The 17,113-nt window shown below is 73.9% G+C and carries 16 protein-coding genes, 1 other RNA gene and 1 pseudogene; 12 read left to right on the forward strand and 6 right to left on the reverse strand.

What is annotated here, in order from left to right; translation table 11 throughout:
* Positions 1-252 precede the first annotated feature (252 nt).
* The 3 genes from ACIGXE_RS03230 to ACIGXE_RS03240 are packed head-to-tail and all read left to right on the forward strand — an operon-like array spanning position 253 to position 3,221.
* Positions 253-1,131, forward strand: coding sequence for a MaoC/PaaZ C-terminal domain-containing protein (locus ACIGXE_RS03230; RefSeq protein WP_399742192.1), 879 nt, complete (start codon positions 253-255; stop codon positions 1,129-1,131).
* 27 nt (positions 1,132-1,158) lie between these two features.
* Positions 1,159-2,235 carry a Zn-dependent alcohol dehydrogenase gene (locus tag ACIGXE_RS03235; protein WP_399742195.1) on the forward strand — a complete coding sequence of 359 codons (1,077 nt, stop codon included), beginning with the start codon at positions 1,159-1,161 and terminating at the stop codon, positions 2,233-2,235.
* A gap of 41 nt (positions 2,236-2,276) precedes the next feature.
* On the forward strand, positions 2,277-3,221 hold the full coding sequence (locus ACIGXE_RS03240) for a 3-oxoacyl-ACP reductase (protein ID WP_399742198.1): 945 nt from the start codon (positions 2,277-2,279) through the stop codon (positions 3,219-3,221).
* A 128-nt stretch (positions 3,222-3,349) separates the two neighbouring features.
* Here the strand turns inward: ACIGXE_RS03240 and ACIGXE_RS03245 are convergent, their stop codons facing one another.
* Together ACIGXE_RS03245 and ACIGXE_RS03250 are read right to left on the reverse strand one after the other, a co-directional pair.
* A complete protein-coding gene (locus ACIGXE_RS03245; RefSeq protein ID WP_399742201.1) occupies positions 3,350-3,493 on the reverse strand; it encodes a hypothetical protein in 144 nt (47 codons plus the stop codon).
* Positions 3,494-3,540: 47 nt separating this feature from the next.
* A complete protein-coding gene (locus ACIGXE_RS03250; protein ID WP_399742204.1) occupies positions 3,541-4,683 on the reverse strand; it encodes a hypothetical protein in 1,143 nt (380 codons plus the stop codon).
* Between the two features lie 335 nt (positions 4,684-5,018).
* On the opposite strand from ACIGXE_RS03250, the gene ACIGXE_RS03255 reads away from it, so the two are divergent.
* The 4 genes from ACIGXE_RS03255 to ACIGXE_RS03270 all read left to right on the forward strand — a co-directional run bounded on the left by ACIGXE_RS03255 (position 5,019) and on the right by ACIGXE_RS03270 (position 9,259).
* Entirely contained in the window at positions 5,019-6,056 is a 1,038-nt protein-coding gene (locus ACIGXE_RS03255; RefSeq protein ID WP_399742206.1) for an ABC transporter substrate-binding protein, read from the forward strand.
* A 196-nt stretch (positions 6,057-6,252) separates the two neighbouring features.
* On the forward strand, positions 6,253-7,086 hold the full coding sequence (locus ACIGXE_RS03260; protein WP_399742208.1) for a Nif3-like dinuclear metal center hexameric protein: 834 nt from the start codon (positions 6,253-6,255) through the stop codon (positions 7,084-7,086).
* Positions 7,083-7,826 carry a zinc ribbon domain-containing protein gene (locus ACIGXE_RS03265; RefSeq protein WP_399743726.1) on the forward strand — a complete coding sequence of 248 codons (744 nt, stop codon included), beginning with the start codon at positions 7,083-7,085 and terminating at the stop codon, positions 7,824-7,826. Before ACIGXE_RS03260 ends, ACIGXE_RS03265 begins: the two co-directional genes overlap by 4 nt.
* Before the next feature lie 8 nt (positions 7,827-7,834).
* The gene (locus tag ACIGXE_RS03270) at positions 7,835-9,259 is read left to right on the forward strand and encodes a bifunctional RNase H/acid phosphatase (RefSeq protein WP_399742211.1); all 1,425 of its coding nucleotides are present in this window, start codon (positions 7,835-7,837) and stop codon (positions 9,257-9,259) included.
* 236 nt (positions 9,260-9,495) lie between these two features.
* Here the strand turns inward: ACIGXE_RS03270 and eda are convergent.
* Together eda and yaaA are read right to left on the reverse strand one after the other, a co-directional pair.
* Positions 9,496-10,119, reverse strand: a pseudogene (gene eda / locus ACIGXE_RS03275) (bifunctional 4-hydroxy-2-oxoglutarate aldolase/2-dehydro-3-deoxy-phosphogluconate aldolase); the annotation flags it as partial.
* A gap of 318 nt (positions 10,120-10,437) precedes the next feature.
* Positions 10,438-11,205 carry a peroxide stress protein YaaA gene (yaaA, locus tag ACIGXE_RS03280; RefSeq protein WP_399742214.1) on the reverse strand — a complete coding sequence of 256 codons (768 nt, stop codon included), beginning with the start codon at positions 11,203-11,205 and terminating at the stop codon, positions 10,438-10,440.
* Positions 11,206-11,300: 95 nt separating this feature from the next.
* Between yaaA and ACIGXE_RS03285 the strand changes: the two genes are divergently transcribed.
* Positions 11,301-12,743, forward strand: coding sequence for an RNB domain-containing ribonuclease (locus tag ACIGXE_RS03285; RefSeq protein ID WP_399742216.1), 1,443 nt, complete (start codon positions 11,301-11,303; stop codon positions 12,741-12,743).
* Here ACIGXE_RS03285 and ACIGXE_RS03290 read toward each other — a convergent pair.
* On the reverse strand, positions 12,688-13,542 hold the full coding sequence (locus tag ACIGXE_RS03290; RefSeq protein WP_399742217.1) for a hypothetical protein: 855 nt from the start codon (positions 13,540-13,542) through the stop codon (positions 12,688-12,690). The two genes, ACIGXE_RS03285 and ACIGXE_RS03290, sit on opposite strands and share 56 nt — an antisense overlap.
* On the reverse strand, positions 13,539-14,279 hold the full coding sequence (locus ACIGXE_RS03295; RefSeq protein ID WP_399743729.1) for a MerR family transcriptional regulator: 741 nt from the start codon (positions 14,277-14,279) through the stop codon (positions 13,539-13,541). The genes ACIGXE_RS03290 and ACIGXE_RS03295 overlap by 4 nt, the downstream gene beginning before the upstream one ends.
* Positions 14,280-14,425: 146 nt before the next feature.
* On the opposite strand from ACIGXE_RS03295, the gene ACIGXE_RS03300 reads away from it, so the two are divergent.
* The 4 genes from ACIGXE_RS03300 (at position 14,426) to ACIGXE_RS03315 (ending at position 17,069) form a co-directional block, all read left to right on the forward strand.
* On the forward strand, positions 14,426-15,004 hold the full coding sequence (locus ACIGXE_RS03300) for a Uma2 family endonuclease (protein WP_399742220.1): 579 nt from the start codon (positions 14,426-14,428) through the stop codon (positions 15,002-15,004).
* A gap of 44 nt (positions 15,005-15,048) precedes the next feature.
* Positions 15,049-15,447, forward strand: an RNA gene (rnpB, locus tag ACIGXE_RS03305) — RNase P RNA component class A.
* A 218-nt stretch (positions 15,448-15,665) separates the two neighbouring features.
* Positions 15,666-16,685, forward strand: coding sequence for a hypothetical protein (locus ACIGXE_RS03310; protein ID WP_399742222.1), 1,020 nt, complete (start codon positions 15,666-15,668; stop codon positions 16,683-16,685).
* Positions 16,686-16,736: 51 nt separating this feature from the next.
* Positions 16,737-17,069, forward strand: a complete 333-nt coding sequence (locus tag ACIGXE_RS03315) for a nuclear transport factor 2 family protein (RefSeq protein WP_399742225.1) — start codon at positions 16,737-16,739, stop codon at positions 17,067-17,069.
* Positions 17,070-17,113 lie beyond the last annotated feature (44 nt).

Consider the following 17,113-nt stretch of genomic DNA (forward strand, 5'->3'; position numbering starts at 1 on the left):
AATGTCCTGGGTCCGGCCCGCACGCGCCCGCCCGAGAGGTGGGCCGGCGAGCACTTCTGACGTACCGTCAGGAGGGTTCACAAGCGTCGGGGCCTCCGCTATACATGGGGCACCGAACTGGAACGCGTTCTAGCTTCGCGCGGCGTTTCCCAGCTCGGTCCCGCACGGCCTCGGCGCGGTCGACGGTGCGGACGGCCGCGCCGAGGTCTTCACCTGCCAGGGCCACCCCGGCCACCAAGGAGCAGCAACGCGATGCCCATTGACGCCGCCAAGGCCGTCGCCGCCGAGCCCCGCAGCGCGGAGATCGGCTGGGACCACAAGGACGTCCAGCTCTACCACCTCGGCCTCGGCGCGGGCGTCCCCGCGACCGACCCCGACGAGCTGCGCTACACCCTCGAATCCCGGCTCCACGTCCTGCCCAGCTTCGCCACCGTCGCGGGCGCCGGCATGGGCGTCGTCGGCGGCCTGTCCGCCCCCGGCATCGACATCGACCTCGCCGCCGTCCTGCACGGCGGGCAGTCGATCACCCTGCACCGCCCCCTCCCGGTCGCCGGCAGGGCCGTCTCCACCTCCCGCGTCGCCGCCGTGTACGACAAGGGCAAGGCCGCCGTCCTGGTGCTCCGCTCCGAGGCGGCCGACGCCGACGGGCCGCTGTGGACCAGCGACGCCCAGATCTTCGTCCGAGGCGAGGGCGGCTGGGGCGGCGACCGCGGGCCCTCCGAGCGCCTCGAGGTCCCCGACCGGGCGCCCGACGCCACCGCCGAGCGGCCCATCCGCGAGGAGCAGGCGCTGCTCTACCGCCTCTCCGGTGACTGGAACCCGCTCCACGCCGACCCCGAGTTCGCCAAGCTGGCGGGCTTCGACCGGCCCATCCTGCACGGCCTGTGCTCGTACGGCATGACCCTCAAGGCGGTCGTCGACACCCTCCTCGACGGCGACGTCACCCGGGTCCGCTCCTACCGCACCCGCTTCGCCGGGATCGTCTTCCCCGGCGAGACCCTGCGGATCCGGATGTGGCGCCTGGCGGACGACCGGGCCGGCGGCGGCGCGGGCCGGATCCAGGTCACCGTCAGCGCCGTCGAGCGCGACGACGCCCCCGTACTCGCCGACACCGTCGTGGACCACTCTTGATCATCACGGGCTGATTGGAGCCGCACCATGCGCGCAGCCGTACTGCACGAGATCGGCCAGGACAAGCTCGAAGTCCTCGACGACGTCGAGGCGGTGGGCTTCGGCCCCGGCAAGGTGAAGATCCGGGTCCGGGCCACCGGACTGTGCCACTCCGACATCTCCGCCATGAGCGGCGTCCTGCCGCAGCCCGCACCCTTCGTCCCCGGACACGAGGGGGCCGGCGAGATCACCGACATCGGCGACGGCGTCACCGGGCTGAGCGAGGGGCAGCGGGTGCTGCTGTGCTGGCTGCCCGCCTGCGGCAGCTGTCCCTCCTGCAAGCGCGGCCAGACCCAGCTCTGCCTGGCCGGCTTCATGAACGCCGGCATCCCCAACTTCAAGCGCCCCGGCGGTGACGTCTTCGGCTTCGCCGGCACCGGCACCTTCGCCGAGGAGGTCGTCGTCGACGCCGGCTGCGCCGTCCCGATCCCCGACGACGTGCCCTTCGACATCGCCGCCCTGATCGGCTGCGGCGTGACCACCGGGCTCGGCGCCGCCATCAACACGGCCAAGGTGGAGGCCGGTTCGTCGGTCGCCGTCATCGGCTGCGGCGGCGTCGGCGTCTCCGCGATCCAGGGCGCCAAGCTCCAGGGCGCCGCCCAGATCGTCGCCGTCGATCCCGTCGAGTCCCGGCGCGAGGCCGCCCTCCGCTTCGGCGCCACCGAGGCCGTCGCCCCCGACGCGCTCGTCGACGCCAAACAGCGGATCACCGGCGGCGAGGGCTTCGACTACGTCTTCGAGGTCGTCGGCAGGTCCGCCACCGCGCGCACCGCGTACGAGACGACCCGGCGCGGCGGCACCCTCTGCGTGGTCGGCGCGGGCGCCCTCGACGACCACCTCCAGCTCAACATGTTCGAGCTGTTCTTCGACGAGAAGCGGATCCTGCCGTCGATGTACGGCGGCGGGGACGTGCTCCGCTCGTACGAACGGGCCATCGCGCTGTGGCGGGCCGGCCGCATCGACCTGGCGTCCCTCATCACCCACCGGGTGCCGCTCGCGGGGATCAACGAGGCGCTGGAGCAGATGCGCACGGGTGTGGCGCTGCGTACGTGCATCGAGATCTGACCCCGCAGACGTGCAACGACGGTGAGAGGACCTGATCTTCCATGTCACTCCCTCTTGAGGGCCTGAGCGCCATCGTCACCGGCGCCGGCCGCGGCCTCGGCCGGGCCGAGGCCCTGGAACTGGCCCGGCTCGGCGCGGCCGTGGTCGTCAACGACTACGGCCAGCCCGGGCGGGACGGCTCGGGCGAGGCGTCCGCGGCCCCCGCCGAGGAGGTCGCCGCGGAGATCCGCGCGGCCGGCGGCCGGGCCGTCGCCCACCTCGGCGACGTCGCCGACTTCGAGACGGCCCGCGGTCTGGTCGACCTGGCCGTGGCGGAGTTCGGGAAGCTGGACGTCCTGGTCAACAACGCGGGCATCCTGCGGGACCGGATGGTCTTCTCGATGAGCGAGGAGGACTGGGACTCGGTGATCCGGGTCCACCTCAAGGGCCACTTCAACACGACCCACTTCGCGGCCGCGCACTGGCGGGGCCGGGCCAAGGCGGGCGAGAGCGGTGTCTACGGCAGGATCGTCAACACCTCCTCCGAGGCCTTCCTCGCCGGATCGGCCGGACAGCCCAACTACGCGGCGGCCAAGGGCGGGATCGTCGGCCTCACGACGTCCACCGCGCTCGCCCTCGCCAAGTACGGGGTCACCGCCAACGCCATCTGTCCGCGGGCCCGCACCCGGATGACCGAGGACGTGTTCGCCGGCTTCGCGGAGCCGACCGCCGAGGACGAGCTCGACCCGCTGTCGCCGGAGCACGTGGCGCCGCTGGTGGGCTATCTCGCCTCCCCGGCGGCGGCCGGTGTCAACGGGCAGCTGCTCGTCGTCCACGGCGGCATGGTGGCGGTGGTGGACCGGCCGAAGGTGGCCGCCAAGTTCGACACCGCCAAGGACGTCTTCACGTACGAGGAGCTGGACGGGCTGCTCACCCCGCACTACGCGGCCCGGCCGGCGGGGGAGACCTTCGCGGCGGCCGAGGTCCTCGGCCTCAAGAAGGGCTGAGGGCGGGAGGCCGAGGGCAGGACGCTCAGGGGCAAGAGGCTCGCCGATCGGCCACACGGGGGTGTGGTGGGGAAGGCGAACGGCCCCCGGACCGCTGGTCCGGGGGCCGTTCGCCTGTTCGGCGGGTCCTACTGCGCTTCGGGCTCGCGCCGGTGGCGGCCGTGCGGGGAGGACGAGGAGTCCTCCGCCGGCGCGGCCTGTCCGCGGTGCTTGCCGGAGCCGTGCGACTCCTGAACATCCGTCCTGCTGTTCGACATGGCCGTCGTGGTCATGGTGGAACTCACCCCGTAGTCGCTCTTGCTTATGCGGCTCGGAGAGTTTAACCAGCGGGTTTACGGTCCGTCAGCGGAGCCTGTTGCAACGGCACGGGGCGGCACACCCGGGGCTCCTGAACGGCCGGTTCCGCCTCCGGCGGGGGCTCTTCGGCCGGCTCCTCCAGGGCGGCGAGCCCACAGGGCACGCCGGCCGTCGCGTACGGCAGCCGGAGCACCCCGGAGGCCGTCCACAGGCCCGCCCCGGCCAGCCAGCCCGTGGGGGCGGCCAGGTGGCGCATCCGGCGGGCGGACGGCCGCCACATGCCCACCCAGCTGCCGGCGGCCGCGTCGATCCGCAGCGCGACGGCGCAGCTCTCCGGCGTCAGGACCTGCGCCGGCTGCACCGCGAACGGCGTCACCGCCGCGTCGTCGAGCCGCAGACAGTCCGGGAACCGCACCGGGAGCAGGCTTCCGAGGATCCCCCAGCCGAGCCGGTCGTGTCCCGGCGAGGGCGCGTCGGAGCGGATGAGCAGCAGCCCGCTGTCGGGGTCCGCGAGGAGCAGCCGGTCGTTGCTCTCCTCCGTGATCTGGAGCAGGGGCGTGGCCTCGCCGCCGCGCTCCAGGTCGATGGCGACCGCCTTCACCGGGCCGTCGTCCACCCGGCGGTCCAGGGCCAGCATCCGTCCCGTACGGTCCAGCCAGACCCCGCCCGAGCAGCGGCCCCTGATCTCGGCCACCTGCTCCGGGCCGAAGGCACCGCCCGCCACCAGCCACAGCGTCGTCGTGTCCGCGCCGACGTACATCGCGTACGCGCAGATGCCGTCCGGCGAGGGCGGGAGCAGCACCAGCCGGCCCGGTCCCGGGGGCTCGACGGCGCCCAAAACGAGCTCACCGGTCTCCGGACCGGTCGGGTAGAGCAGCGAGAACGTGTACCGGCGCCCGTCCACCGCGCGGCCGATCAGCACCCGGCCGTCCGCCAGCGGGCTCAGCAGCGCGCCGGGCTCCTCGGGCTGGGCGAGGGGGAGCGGCACGGCGTACGGCTCGGGGCCGTCCAGGGTCCACCGCTCCACGTACAGGGCGTCCCCCGAACCGGCGAGCCGCGCCGCGTAGGCGCCGTTCGCGGTGATCGTGAATCCTCCCGGGCCGGCCGGTGTGGGCCAGAGGGCGTCGCCGTCCCCGGCGGCCGTCTCGATGGCACAGGCTGTCATCGACTCGTCACCTCCGGCAACGAAGCTAGTTTTCGCACTTCCAGCCGAACAACACGAGCCATCCCACTTCACCCCAAAGGGTGGCCGTCCGGCGGTTCTGCTGAGCGGTGGGGGCGGGTTGTGCTGGTGTGGCCAGGGGTAGGTAAGGTAAGGCGACCCTAAGTGGAAGCGGTGGCTCCGTAACGAGGGGCGCGAGCTGCCGTTTCCCGTCTCCGGCCGCGCCCGACGTCCGAGCGCTCGACGGGCCGCGCCCCTCCGCGTCCGTCCGACCGACCGCCTGTCCGATCGTCCGACCGTCCGATCACCCACCCCCGAACGCGTACAGGAGACCCGCCATGTCCCTCCGCCGTCGCGGCACCGCCGCCGCCCTCAGCCTCGCCGCCGCGCTCACCCTCGCGGCCTGCGGAGGCGGTGACGGCTCCCCGGACAGCGCCAAGAAGGACGAGGGCGGCAAGAAGAAGGACGTCGCCGTCGGCGGCAAGGACTTCGGCGACGCCGCCGCCAAGACGGCCGCCATGGGCACGGACGCGCAGCCCGGCCGGTTCCCGCGCACCCTCACGCACGCCCTCGGCCGGACGGAGATCCCGGCCGCCCCCAAGCGTGTGGTCGTCCTCGACGTCGGCGAGCTCGACAACGTCGTCTCCCTCGGCGTCAAGCCCGTCGGCTACGCCCCCTCCGAGGCCGACGACGGCATCCCCGGCTACCTGAAGAAGGACGCCGGTGACCCGAAGCCCGTCGGCACCATCAACAACCTCAACCTGGAGGCGATCGCCAACCTCCAGCCCGACCTCATCCTCGGCAGCCAGCTGCGGGCCGCCGACAAGTACGACGAGCTGTCGAAGATCGCCCCCACCGTGTTCTCCATCCGCCCGGGCTTCACCTGGAAGGAGAACTACCTCCTCAACGCCGCCGCTCTCGACCGGACGGCCGAGGCGAAGTCGAAGCTCGCCGCGTACGAGACGAAGGCCGAGCAGCTGGGCAAGGACATCGGACCGGACAAGCCGACCGTCTCGATGGTCCGCTACCTCCCGGGCAAGATCCGCCTCTACGCGAAGGCCTCCTTCATCGGCACCATCCTCGAGGACGCGGGCCTGCCGCGGCCCGCGAACCAGCGGGTCGACGACCTCGCCGTCGAGGTCAGCCCGGAGAAGATCGACCAGGCCGACGGCGACTGGATCTTCACCGGCGTGTACGGCGACCCCAAGGCCACCAAGCGCGACACGGCCCAGGCCAACCCGCTCTGGAAGAACCTCAGGGCGGTCAAGGCGGGCCGGGCGAAGGACGTCCCGGACGAGACCTGGTACCTGGGTCTCGGCGTCACGGCGGCGAACAGCGTGCTGGACGACCTGCGCGCGGATCTCGTGAAGAAGTGACCTCGTCCGGAACCGACCCCGTGAGGGAGTGACGTCGTGAGGGAGTGACGTCGTGCAGGAACGGCGTCGTGCAGGAGTGGCGTCGTGGAGGAGCGGGGAGCGGCAGGGCGCCGTCCGGCGGGTGCCGTCCGGTGGGTGTCCGGAGTTGTCCACAGGTCAGGACGGCGCGGTACGGAGGACAGGTAGCCTTTCCTCCGTGCCCCGTCTGTCTGAAGTCATCGCCGAGCTCGACGCCCTCTGGCCGCCCGAGCGGGCCGAGCAGTGGGACGCCGTCGGCACCGTCTGCGGCGACCCCGACGCCGAGATCCGCCGCGTGCTCTTCGCCGTCGACCCCGTCCAGGAGATCGCCGAGGAGGCGATCGCCCTCGGCGCCGACCTTCTCGTCACCCACCACCCGCTCTACCTCCGCGGGACGACGACCGTCGCCGCCTCGCACTTCAAGGGCCGCGTCGTACACACGCTGATCAAGCACGACATCGCCCTCCACGTGGCGCACACCAACGCCGACACCGCCGACCCGGGCGTCTCCGACGCCCTCGCCGGCGCCCTCGACCTCAGGGTCACCGGACCGCTCGTCCCCGAGAACAACCTCGGCCGGATCTGCGAGCTCGACCACCCGGAGACCCTGGCCGAGTTCGCCGCCCGCGCCGCCAAGCGGCTGCCCGCCACCGCGCAGGGCATCCGGGTGGCCGGTGACCCCGACATGGTGCTGCGCCGGGTCGCCGTCAGCGGCGGCTCCGGCGACAGCCTCTTCGACGCCGTCCGGGCGGCGGGCGTGGACGCCTTCCTCACCGCCGACCTGCGCCACCACCCGGTCTCCGAGGCCACCCAGGCCGCCCGCTCCTCCGCCGGCCCCCTCGGGCTCGTCGACGCCGCCCACTGGGCCACCGAATGGCCCTGGTGCGAGCAGGCCGCCGCGCAGCTCGACACGATCTCCGACCGTCACGGCTGGGACCTCCGCGTCCACGTCTCGAAGACGGTCACCGACCCCTGGTCCTCCCACCACACCTCTTCTGGAGCCCCCAACTGAACGCCGCGCCCGCCGACCAGATCCGACTCCTCGACGTCCAGGCCCTGGACGTGCGTCTCCAGCAGCTCGCGCACAAGCGCAGGTCGCTGCCGGAGCACGCCGAGATCGAGTCGCTGAACAAGGACCTCACCCAGCTGCGCGACCTGCTCGTCGCCGCGCAGACCGAGGAGAGCGACTGCGCCCGCGAGCAGACCAAGGCCGAGCAGGACGTCGACCAGGTGCGCCAGCGCGCCGCCCGCGACCAGCAGCGCCTCGACTCCGGCGCCGTCTCCTCCCCGAAGGACCTGGAGAACCTCCAGCACGAGATCACCTCCCTCGCCAAGCGCCAGGGTGACCTCGAGGAGATCGTCCTGGAGGTCATGGAGCGCCGCGAGTCCGCGCAGGAGCGCGTCGCCGAGCTCACCGAGCGGGTCTCCGCCGTCCAGGCCAAGGTCGACGACGCGACCGCCCGCCGGGACGCCGCGCAGGCCGAGCTGGACGCCGAGAGCGCGTCCGTCACCAAGGAGCGCGGGCTGGTGGCCGGCTCCGTCCCGGCCGATCTGATGAAGCTGTACGAGAAGCTGCGCGAGCAGCAGGGCGGGGTCGGCGCGGCGCGGCTGTACCAGCGCAAGTGCGAGGGCTGCCACATCGAGCTGAACATCACGGAGCTCAACGAGGTCCGGGCGGCGGCCGCCGACGCGATCGTGCGCTGCGAGAACTGCCGCCGGATCCTGGTCCGTACGTCCGAGTCCGGCCTGTAGGGACCGCTGTGACGACCACGCCGAGGAATCTGATCGTCGAGGCCGACGGCGGCTCCCGGGGCAACCCGGGGCCCGCCGGCTACGGCGCCGTGGTCCTGGACCCCGCGACGGGGGAGACCCTGGCGGAACGGGCCGAGTTCATCGGCGTGGCCACGAACAACGTGGCCGAGTACAAGGGCCTGGTGGCCGGTCTGCGGGCGGCCTTCGAGCTCTTCCCGGACGCCACGGTCCACGTCCGCATGGACTCCAAACTGGTCGTCGAGCAGATGTCCGGGCGCTGGAAGATCAAGCACCCCGACATGAAGCCGCTGGCCGCCGAGGCGGGCCGGGTCTTCCCGGCGGGCCGGGTGCGCTACGAGTGGATTCCGCGCGAGCGCAACAAGCACGCGGACCGGCTGGCCAACGAGGCGATGGACGCGGGGCGGCGGGGCGAGCAATGGTCCCCGTCGGCCTCCACGGCGGCCGTCGACCACACGGCGGCACTCGCGGCCGCCCGCGGTGCCGCCGGCGACGCGACGGCCGGCGCGGCCAGGGCCCGCGCGGCCCTCTCGGCCGCGGGGGCCGGCACGCCGCCGCACCAGGCCCCCTCGTCCGCCGCGCCGGACGACGCCCTGTTCACGCCCGACGAGACCCTCGGCGCACAGGCCCGCGCGTCCCTCGCCGCCGCGGCGACGGCCGAGCGCGAGGCCGCGACCGGCGACTTCGAGGCCGAAGCGGCCCGGAAGCTCGCCGCGCCCGCCCCCGTCACGGAGCCGCCGTCCCGGGCCGCGGGTGCCGCGCCCGCGCAGGGCTGGGCCGGGCCCGACATGGGGGCGCCGGCGACGTTCGTGCTGCTGCGGCACGGGGAGACGGCGCTGACGCCCGAGAAGCGCTTCTCGGGGAGCGGCGGCGCGGATCCCGAGCTGTCGCCGGCCGGCCGGCGACAGGCCGAGGCGGTGGCGGCGGCGCTCGCCGCGCGCGGGACGATCCAGGAGATCGTGAGCTCGCCGCTCACCCGCTGCCGTCAGACCGCCGAGGCCGTCGCCGTCCGCCTCGGCCTGGACGTGCGGATCGAGAACGGGCTCCGGGAGACCGACTTCGGCGCCTGGGAGGGGCTGACCTTCGGGGAGGTCCGCGAGCGGTACAAGGACGACCTCGACGCCTGGCTGGCCTCCCCGAAGGCCGAGCCGACCGGCGGCGGCGAGAGCTTTGCGACCGTCGCCCGCCGCGTCGCGGCCACCCGCGACCGCCTCGCCACGGCGTACGCGGGCCGCACCGTCCTCCTGGTCACCCACGTGACCCCGATCAAGACGCTGGTCCGCCTCGCCCTCGGCGCTCCTCCGGAGTCCCTCTTCCGCATGGAGCTCTCGGCGGCGTCCCTCTCGGCGGTGGCCTACTACGCGGACGGCAACGCCTCCGTACGTCTCCTCAACGACACCTCGCACCTGCGCTAGCCACGACGGCGCGGCGCCCCCGATCTCGGCTGGACGCGGCCTTCGGGGGCGTACCGGCCTCGGCGCACGGGGTGGCATCACTCCGCCGTCGGGTCCGACGGGCTCGGCGGCTAGGGAGCCTCCTTCGGACCACGCCCGGAAGAACCGCCCCGGCTCGCCGCCGCGCCGTCGCCGCCCCGGCTCGCCGCCGCGCCGTCGCCGCCCCGGCTCGCCGCCGCGCCCCCGGCGCCTCGGCGGGCGGCCAGCCCGGCCGCCTCCTCCGCCAGTGCCGTCACCCGCCGCCAGTCGCGGGTCGCGAGGGCGGTGGCGGGGAGCATCCAGGTGCCGCCGACGCAGGGGACGTTCGCGAGGGCGAGGTAGGCCGGGGCCGAGGTGAGCGTGATGCCGCCGGTGGGGCAGAAGCGGGCCTGGGGGAGCGGGCCGGAGAGGGACTTCAGGTACGGGACGCCGCCCGCGGCCTCGGCCGGGAAGAACTTCATGTCCGTCACCCCGCGTTCGAGCAGCGCCACGACCTCCGAGGTCGTCGACACGCCCGGCAGGAAGGGCAGGCCCGAGCCGCGCATCGCGTCCAGCAGCCCGTCCGTCCAGCCGGGACTCACGAGGAAGCGCGCCCCCGCGGCGACCGCGTCGGCGGCGCCGGCCGGCGAGACGACCGTGCCCGCCCCCACGACCGCCTCCGGGACCTCCTGGGCGATGGCCCGGATCGCGGCCGGGGCGGCCGGGGTACGCAGGGTCACCTCGATCGCGGTCAGCCCGCCGGCCACCAGGGCGCGGGCCAGCGGCACGGCGTCGGCGGCGTCCTCGATCACGACGACCGGGACGACGGGGGCGGCGGAGGCAAGGCCAAGCACGCTCGTCATGCGCCTCATCCTGCCGACGACGAACGAGGCATGCAACGAGCGTTGCGCATGTTGCAACGGCGGCTGACGCTTCGGTCCGCGACGGCGGCTGACGCTTCGGTCCGCGACGGCGGGTGACGCTTCGGTCCGCGACGGCCGGTGGTGCTTCGGTCCGCGACGGCGGGTGGTGCTCCGGTCCGCACCTCCGGCCTGCAGCGGACGGGTGTGCTCCGGTCCGCGACGGCGGGTGGTGCCGGGCCCGCGACGGCGGGCGGTGTCCCCGGCCGCGACGGCGTCCGGCCCGCAGCGGCGGGAGGTGTCCCCGGCCGCGCGCCCGCCTCAGTGGATCTCGTCCACCAGCACGTCCAGCACCCCCGCCTTCCCGCCTTCCTCGACCACGTAGCCCAGCTCCCGCAGTGCCTCCACCAGCTCCGCGCGGTCCGCCGGCTCCGCGCCCGACTCCAGGAGGCCGCGGACGATGCGGCCCTTCGTCGCCTTGTTGAAGTGGCTGACGACCTTCCGGGTCGGCGCGTGCAGGACCCGTACCGTCGCCGTCCGTTCCGCGAGCTCGCCCTTCGGCTTCCACGCCGCCGCGTACGCCGAGGAGCGCAGGTCCAGGACCAGGCCGGTGCCCGCCGCCTCCGGCAGCACCGAGGCCATGGCCGTGCGCCAGTGCGCGCCGAGCGCTCCGAGGCCGGGCAGCTTCACCCCCATCGAGCAGCGGTAGGAGGGGATCCGGTCCGTCACCCGGACGGCGCCCCACAGGCCGGAGAAGACGAGCAGCGAGCGGGCCGCGCGCTTCTTCGCGGCCGTGTCGAGGCCGGCCAGGCCGAGCGCGTCGTAGAGGACGCCGGTGTAGATCTCCCCGGCGGGCCGGGCCCCCGCCGTCCGCAGCTCGGCGTTCTTGGCGACCTCGCCGCGCAGGCCCTCGCTCAGGCCGAGCACCTCGCGCGCCTTCTCCTCGTCGGCGACGCACAGCTCGACCAGCTCGTCGAGGACCGCCGCCCGCGCCTCCGCGAGCCCGGGCAGCGACAGCGACTCCGGCTTGAGCGGCGCCCCACGCCCCGAGGAGGCCTTTCCTTCGGAGGGCGGCAACAGGACGAGCACGGCGGTTCTCCATTCGTACGTACGGGGTGGGGATGCGGCCCCGGAGAGCCAGCGTACGAGGTGCCGGGCACCCGGCCCCGCCCTACGCTCGGTCCATGCCCCGCCGCCACCTTCACGTGACCGCCGCAGCGGACACCCCGCTGCGGGCCGCCCTGCGCGCGCTCCGTACCGAGCTGGGGATCCCCGAGGCCTTCCCGCCCGCCGTCATCGTGGAGGCGGAGCGGGCGGCCAAGGAGCCCGACCTCCCGGGGCACGACGCCACCGACATCCCCTTCTTCACCATCGACCCGCCGACCTCGCGCGACCTCGACCAGGCCATGCACCTGACCCGCCGGGCCGGCGGCGGCTACCGCGTCCACTACGCCATCGCCGACGTCGCCGCCTTCGTCGCCCCCGGCGGCGCGATCGACGCCGAGGCGCACAGGCGGGCCACCACCCTGTACCTCCCGGACGGCAAGGTGCCGCTGCACCCCGCCGTCCTCTCCGAGGGCGCCGCGAGCCTGCTGCCCGGCAACACCGCGCCCGCCCTCCTCTGGCGCTTCGACCTTGACGCCGAGGGCCGCACGGTGGAGACCGACGTCCGCCGCGCCCTCGTCCGCAGCCGCGTCAAGCTCGACTACGCCGGCGCCCAGGCCCAGATCGACGGCGGCACCGCGGAGGAGCCGCTCGCCCTCCTCCGGGACGTCGGCCGGCTCCGCGAGGCGCTGGAGGTCGAACGCGGCGGAGTCTCCCTGAACGTGCCCGAGCAGGAGGTCGTCGAGAGCGACGGCAGCTACACCCTCGCGTATCGCGCCCCGCTCCCCGTCGACGGCTGGAACGCCCAGATCTCCCTGCTCACCGGCATGGCCGCGGCCGACCTGATGATCGCCGCCGGCACCGGCATCCTGCGCACCCTGCCGCCCGCGCCGGACGGGGCCGTCGCCCAGCTGCGGCTCTCCGCGAAGGCCCTCGGCATCGACTGGCCCCACCACGTCTCGTACGCGGCCCTCCTGCGCACGCTCGATCCGCACGACAGCCGGCACGCCGCGTTCCTCCAGGACGCGACGGCCCTGCTGAAGGGCTCCGACTACACCCCCTTCACCGACGGGCGCGTTCCCTCGCCCGCCGTCCACGCCGCCGTCGCCGACGAATACACCCACTGCACCGCCCCGCTGCGCCGCCTCGTCGACCGGTACGCGGGCGAACTGTGTCTGGCGGCCGCCGCCGGCACGGCGCCGCCCGAGTGGGTGCTGAGCGCGCTCGACGGGCTGCCCCGGGACATGGCGAAGGGCGTGAGGCTCGCCAACAAGGCCGAACGCGAGTGCGTCGACATCGTCGAGGAGGCGCTGCTCAGCGGCCGCGTCGGCGAGACCTTCGACTCCGTCGTCATCGACGTCAGGGAGCACGAACCGGACGTCGGCACCGTGCACCTGGAGGACCCCGCGGTGATCGGCCGGGTGCTGGCCGACGGGGCGCCGCTGCCGCTCGGCGACCGGCTGCGGGTCAGGCTGACGCAGGCGGATCCGGGACGGGCGAAGGTGCAGTTCGCGCCCGCGTGAGGGCTCCGGTCCGGGCGAGCGCCCGGTCAAGGGCCCGGTGCAGCGCCCTGGAGTCGTCGGCGTGCAGCCGTACGGTCCGCACGGGGCGCGGCGCGCCCAGCAGCCGCGGCGCGTCGACCGGTTCGGTGAGCTCCAGGGTGAGGGAGGTCTGCGAGCCGACGGCCAGGTTCAGCTCGCCGTCCTTCTTCTCGTGCGTGAAGAGCGACTCGTGCCGGACGGCGGCGATCCGGTCGAGCGGGATCCGTACGTCCACGTGGGCCGCCTGCCGCACCCGCAGCGCCTCCGGGGTCAGCACGTGCGGGCGGGTCACGGAGGCGGCGTGCAGGCCGAGCACGAAGAGGACGCTGTACACGTCGAGCACGAGCATGACCGCGTGGACGCCGGGCCAGTCGGCCAGCAGATACGACACGCCGACGGTCTCGACGCAGCAGACGAAGACGAAGCCGTACATGAGGGCGGCCTGGTCCCGGGCGTGCGGGAAGGCCTCGGCCCCCGGCGCGTCCACCCCGTGCGGCCGTCGCGCCACCCACCGCCCGAGGCCGCCCAGCAGCCGCAGCTCGTGGCGTACGAGCCGCCGGGCCGGCTCCGGCACGAGCGCGCGCAGGGCCTCCCGGGAGGACAGCCCCCGCCGCCGCAGCCTCATATAGGCGACGCCGTTGGCGAGCAGCAGCAGGCTCACGGCCGCCTCGGCGCCGGCGAGGACAGCGGGCGGTATCCGCACCCCGGCCACGAGACACACGGCGAGGACGAGCTCGACGGGCAGCAGGGCGTACGCGAGCCAGGTCGACGCCCGCCTCACCGGGCACGCTCCGCCACGAGACGCAGGGCGTGCCGCACGGCGGCGGTCTGCGCGGGCGCCAGCTCGCCGAAGAACACGTCGGCGAGACCGCCCTCGGGCAGCTCCGTCCCCACCTCGTCGGGCAGCACGGCGGCGAGCGCCGCGGCCGCCTCCGCGACCAGGGGATCCTCGGGCGCCAGTCCCTCCAGGGCGTCGAACCGCGCGTAGATCCCGGCCGCCTGCCCGGCCGCCCCGCGCATCAGCTCCATCAGGCGCTCCCGCTCCCCGTCCGCGACGACGGTGTCGAGCAGCGTCAGCATCGCCCGGTCCTTCGCGGCCGTCGGCGACGCGGCCGCCTCCCCGAGGTCGCCGAGCTCCGCGAACAGCCCGGCCAGCTCCGGCGACACCGGTCCGTCGGCCGCCAGCCGCCCGGCCCGGGCCTCCCCGATGAGCTCCGCGAGCCGGGCCCGCCGCTCCCGGATCACCCGCTCCTGCCGTTCCAGGTCCTGGTCCAGCTCTTCGAGCACCTCCACGAGCTCCCGCCCCTCGTCGTCCGCGATGACGTCCCCGACCTCGTCGAGCCCCAGCCCCAGCTCGGTCAGCCGCCGGATCCGGGCGAGCAGCACGGCGTCCCGGATCCCGTACTCCCGGTACCCGTTCGCCCGCCGCGCGGGCTCGGGCAGCAGCCCCGTCCGGTGGTAGTGCCGCACGGCCCGCGGCGTCACCCCGACGAGCGCGGCGATCTCACCGATCCGCATCCCCTTGGTCATGCCTTCAGTAGAAACCTTGACGCTGCGACAAGGTCAAGGGAGATCAGCGGACCGGCGCCGGGCATGTGCCACGATCGAGGGAACGACCCCGATTCACAGGGATGGCGGGTGCTTCGATGTCCGAGCCTGACGACATGACTGCCATGCTGCACGAACCACCCACGCGGGCCGACGTCCTGCTGGAGGGCTTTCTGGCGCTGGGCACGCCGGAGGGCTTTCGAGCCGAGTTGGTCGAGGGGGACATCATCGTGACGCCGCCGCCGGACGGGGACCACGAGAAGTACATCAGTCGGATGGTCAGGCAGGTGCTGAGGTCCGCGCGAACCGAAATGGACTTCTCCGGCAACAAGGGCCTGCTGCTGAGGAGCGCCCCGGACCTGCCGAGGAATCACTTCATCCCGGATGTCACGTTCGCCCCTGTCGAACGGGATCTGTTCGGGGGTGCGGCCCCCTGGATGCCCTGCGACGGCGTGGCGATGGTGCTTGAGGTCACCTCCACCCGCGCCGCGGCCGACCGCGAGACCAAGCTCCGTGCCTGTGCTCGCGGAGGCATCCCGCTCTACCTGCTCGTGGACCGGGACGCCTCGTCGCTGACTCTGTTCACGGATCCCGAGCAGGGTGGTTATCGGGAAGCGCACACCGTGCCCTTCGGCAAGGCCCTTCCCCTCCCCGAGCCCTTCGGCTTCGACCTGGAGACGGCCGAATTCCTCTGAGCGGGCCCGACCGGATCGGCAGGTAGCATGGTCGGCACGGCAGACGAGCCGGGCGGACGGCCGCGTGGGGATCTTCGGATCCTCCCGAGGAACGTCCGGGCTCCACAGGGCAAGGTGGTGGCTAACGGCCACCCGGGGTGACCCGCGGGACAGTGCCACAGAAAACAGACCGCCGGGGACCTCGGTCCTCGGTAAGGGTGAAACGGTGGTGTAAGAGACCACCAGCGCCTGAGGTGACTCAGGCGGCTCGGTAAACCCCACCAGGAGCAAGGTCAAAAGGGGACGCCTCGGCGTCCCTGCGCGGACGATCGAGGGCTGCCCGCCCGAGTCCGCGGGTAGACCGCACGAGGCCGGCGGCAACGCCGGTCCTAGATGGATGGCCGTCACCCCGACGACCGCGAGGTCCCGGGGTACAGAACCCGGCGTACAGCCCGACTCGTCTGCCCCTCGACGGTGAGGCCCCCGCCCCGGATCTCCGGGACGGGGGCTTCGGCGTCGTCGGCGGTCTCACCCGTCGGGCCGCTCCAGCGAGCGTTCCGCCACCCTCCTCAGGTGCCCCGCGAAGACCTCCGCCGCGTCCGGCGTCAGGGTCCGCAGGCGACACCGGGTCTGTCATGGGGGTCGAGCCTGTCGAGTCTCCCGCCGTCGGTAAGGTGCGCGGATGATATTCGGACGTGGGCGGTTCGAGGCCGCCGTGGCGGAGTTCGAGACCGCCGTGCACCAGAGGGACGCGGGCGTCGCCGAGAAGGCCTTCGACGCCTTGCAGCGGGCCTTCGGCCAGGCCGACGACGCCGGACTGCGGAAGGCGGCGCCCCGGCTCGCCGCCCTGCTGCCCGACGTGCCGCCCGGGCCGCGGGCCGTCGTCGCCGTGGTCGTCGGGGCGTGTGTGGAACGGGGCGCCGACCCGACGGCCTGCGCTCCGCACGTGTTCCGCTGTGCCCATGAGGCCTTCGCGGAGGCCGAGGAGTTCGCCCGGCGCTGGACGGCGGCGGGCAGGGGCGAGCTGCCCGACCACGACGGCGAGGGGCTGACGGAGGCCGACGTCGAGGAGTTCGGGTACCGGGAGGTCGTGGCCTGGCAGTCGCTGCGCGAGTTCGAGATGGCCGGTGTCGCGATGCTTAACTCGCCCGCGGTACGGCGGGATGCCCCGGGGCGCCCGGAGCTGCTTGCCGCCGTGCGCCGGGCCGCCGAGGCGGCGGAGGACCGGTTTCGGTTCAAGTGCCTGGAGTACGCGCTGGCCGTGCTGGACGACGAGCCGATCGTCGCGATCGACCGGGCCACCGGCGCCGGGTTCGCACTGCGTGCCTCCGGCATCGGCGACAACTTCCAGCTGCACACCCTGCTCGCCGGCGCCCTCGTCGGCGGCGGCCACCTGCCCGGCGAGGCGCCGTCCGCGGACGCCGTCGCCTGCTGCCGGGACCGTGCCGGCATGGTGCCGACCACCGGCTCCTTCAACCTGGTGGGCGCCGACGGCGAGTGGATCTGGAACGAGGGCAACCCGTCCGACATCCCCGTGGTCGACGGGGTCCGGCTGGTCGTCCTCGACCCGCCCCCGTACACCCGCAGCTGGGACGCCGGACGGTTCTTCCCCGGGATGACCGGCGACCTGGTCCTCGTGCGGGTCCTCGCGCCCGAGGAGTCGGCGGCGCTGCTCGCCCGGGTGGCCGAGCCCGGGCGCTGACGCGCGGCCCGGTTCCCCTGTCGGCGGGGCGGACCGGTGTACGGGTAGGGCATGACCATTCCCGTGGACCGGCTCAGCGACCCCGCCGTGCGGGCCTTCGTCGCCGCCCTCAACGACAACGACCGGCAGGCCTTCTTCGACGCCCTCACGCCGGACGCGACCATGTCCGACGACGGTTCCGAGCGCGACCTCCGCGACTGGACCGAGCGGGAGATCTTCTCCTCCAACGGGCGCATGGAGGTCGAGGACGAGACCGACGGCGGGCGCGGCCTCGTCGCCACGTACAGCAACGACACCTGGGGCGCGATGCGGACCGCGTGGCGCTTCACGGTGGAGGGCGGAAAGATCTCCCGCTTCGAGACGGGCCAGGCGCCCGCCGACTAGGGCGGCCCGCCGCCCGGTTGTCCGTTCCCGCCGCGCCGGGCGGG

The organism is Streptomyces sp. NPDC053431 (assembly GCF_044544925.1).
GTDB lineage: Bacteria > Actinomycetota > Actinomycetes > Streptomycetales > Streptomycetaceae > Streptomyces.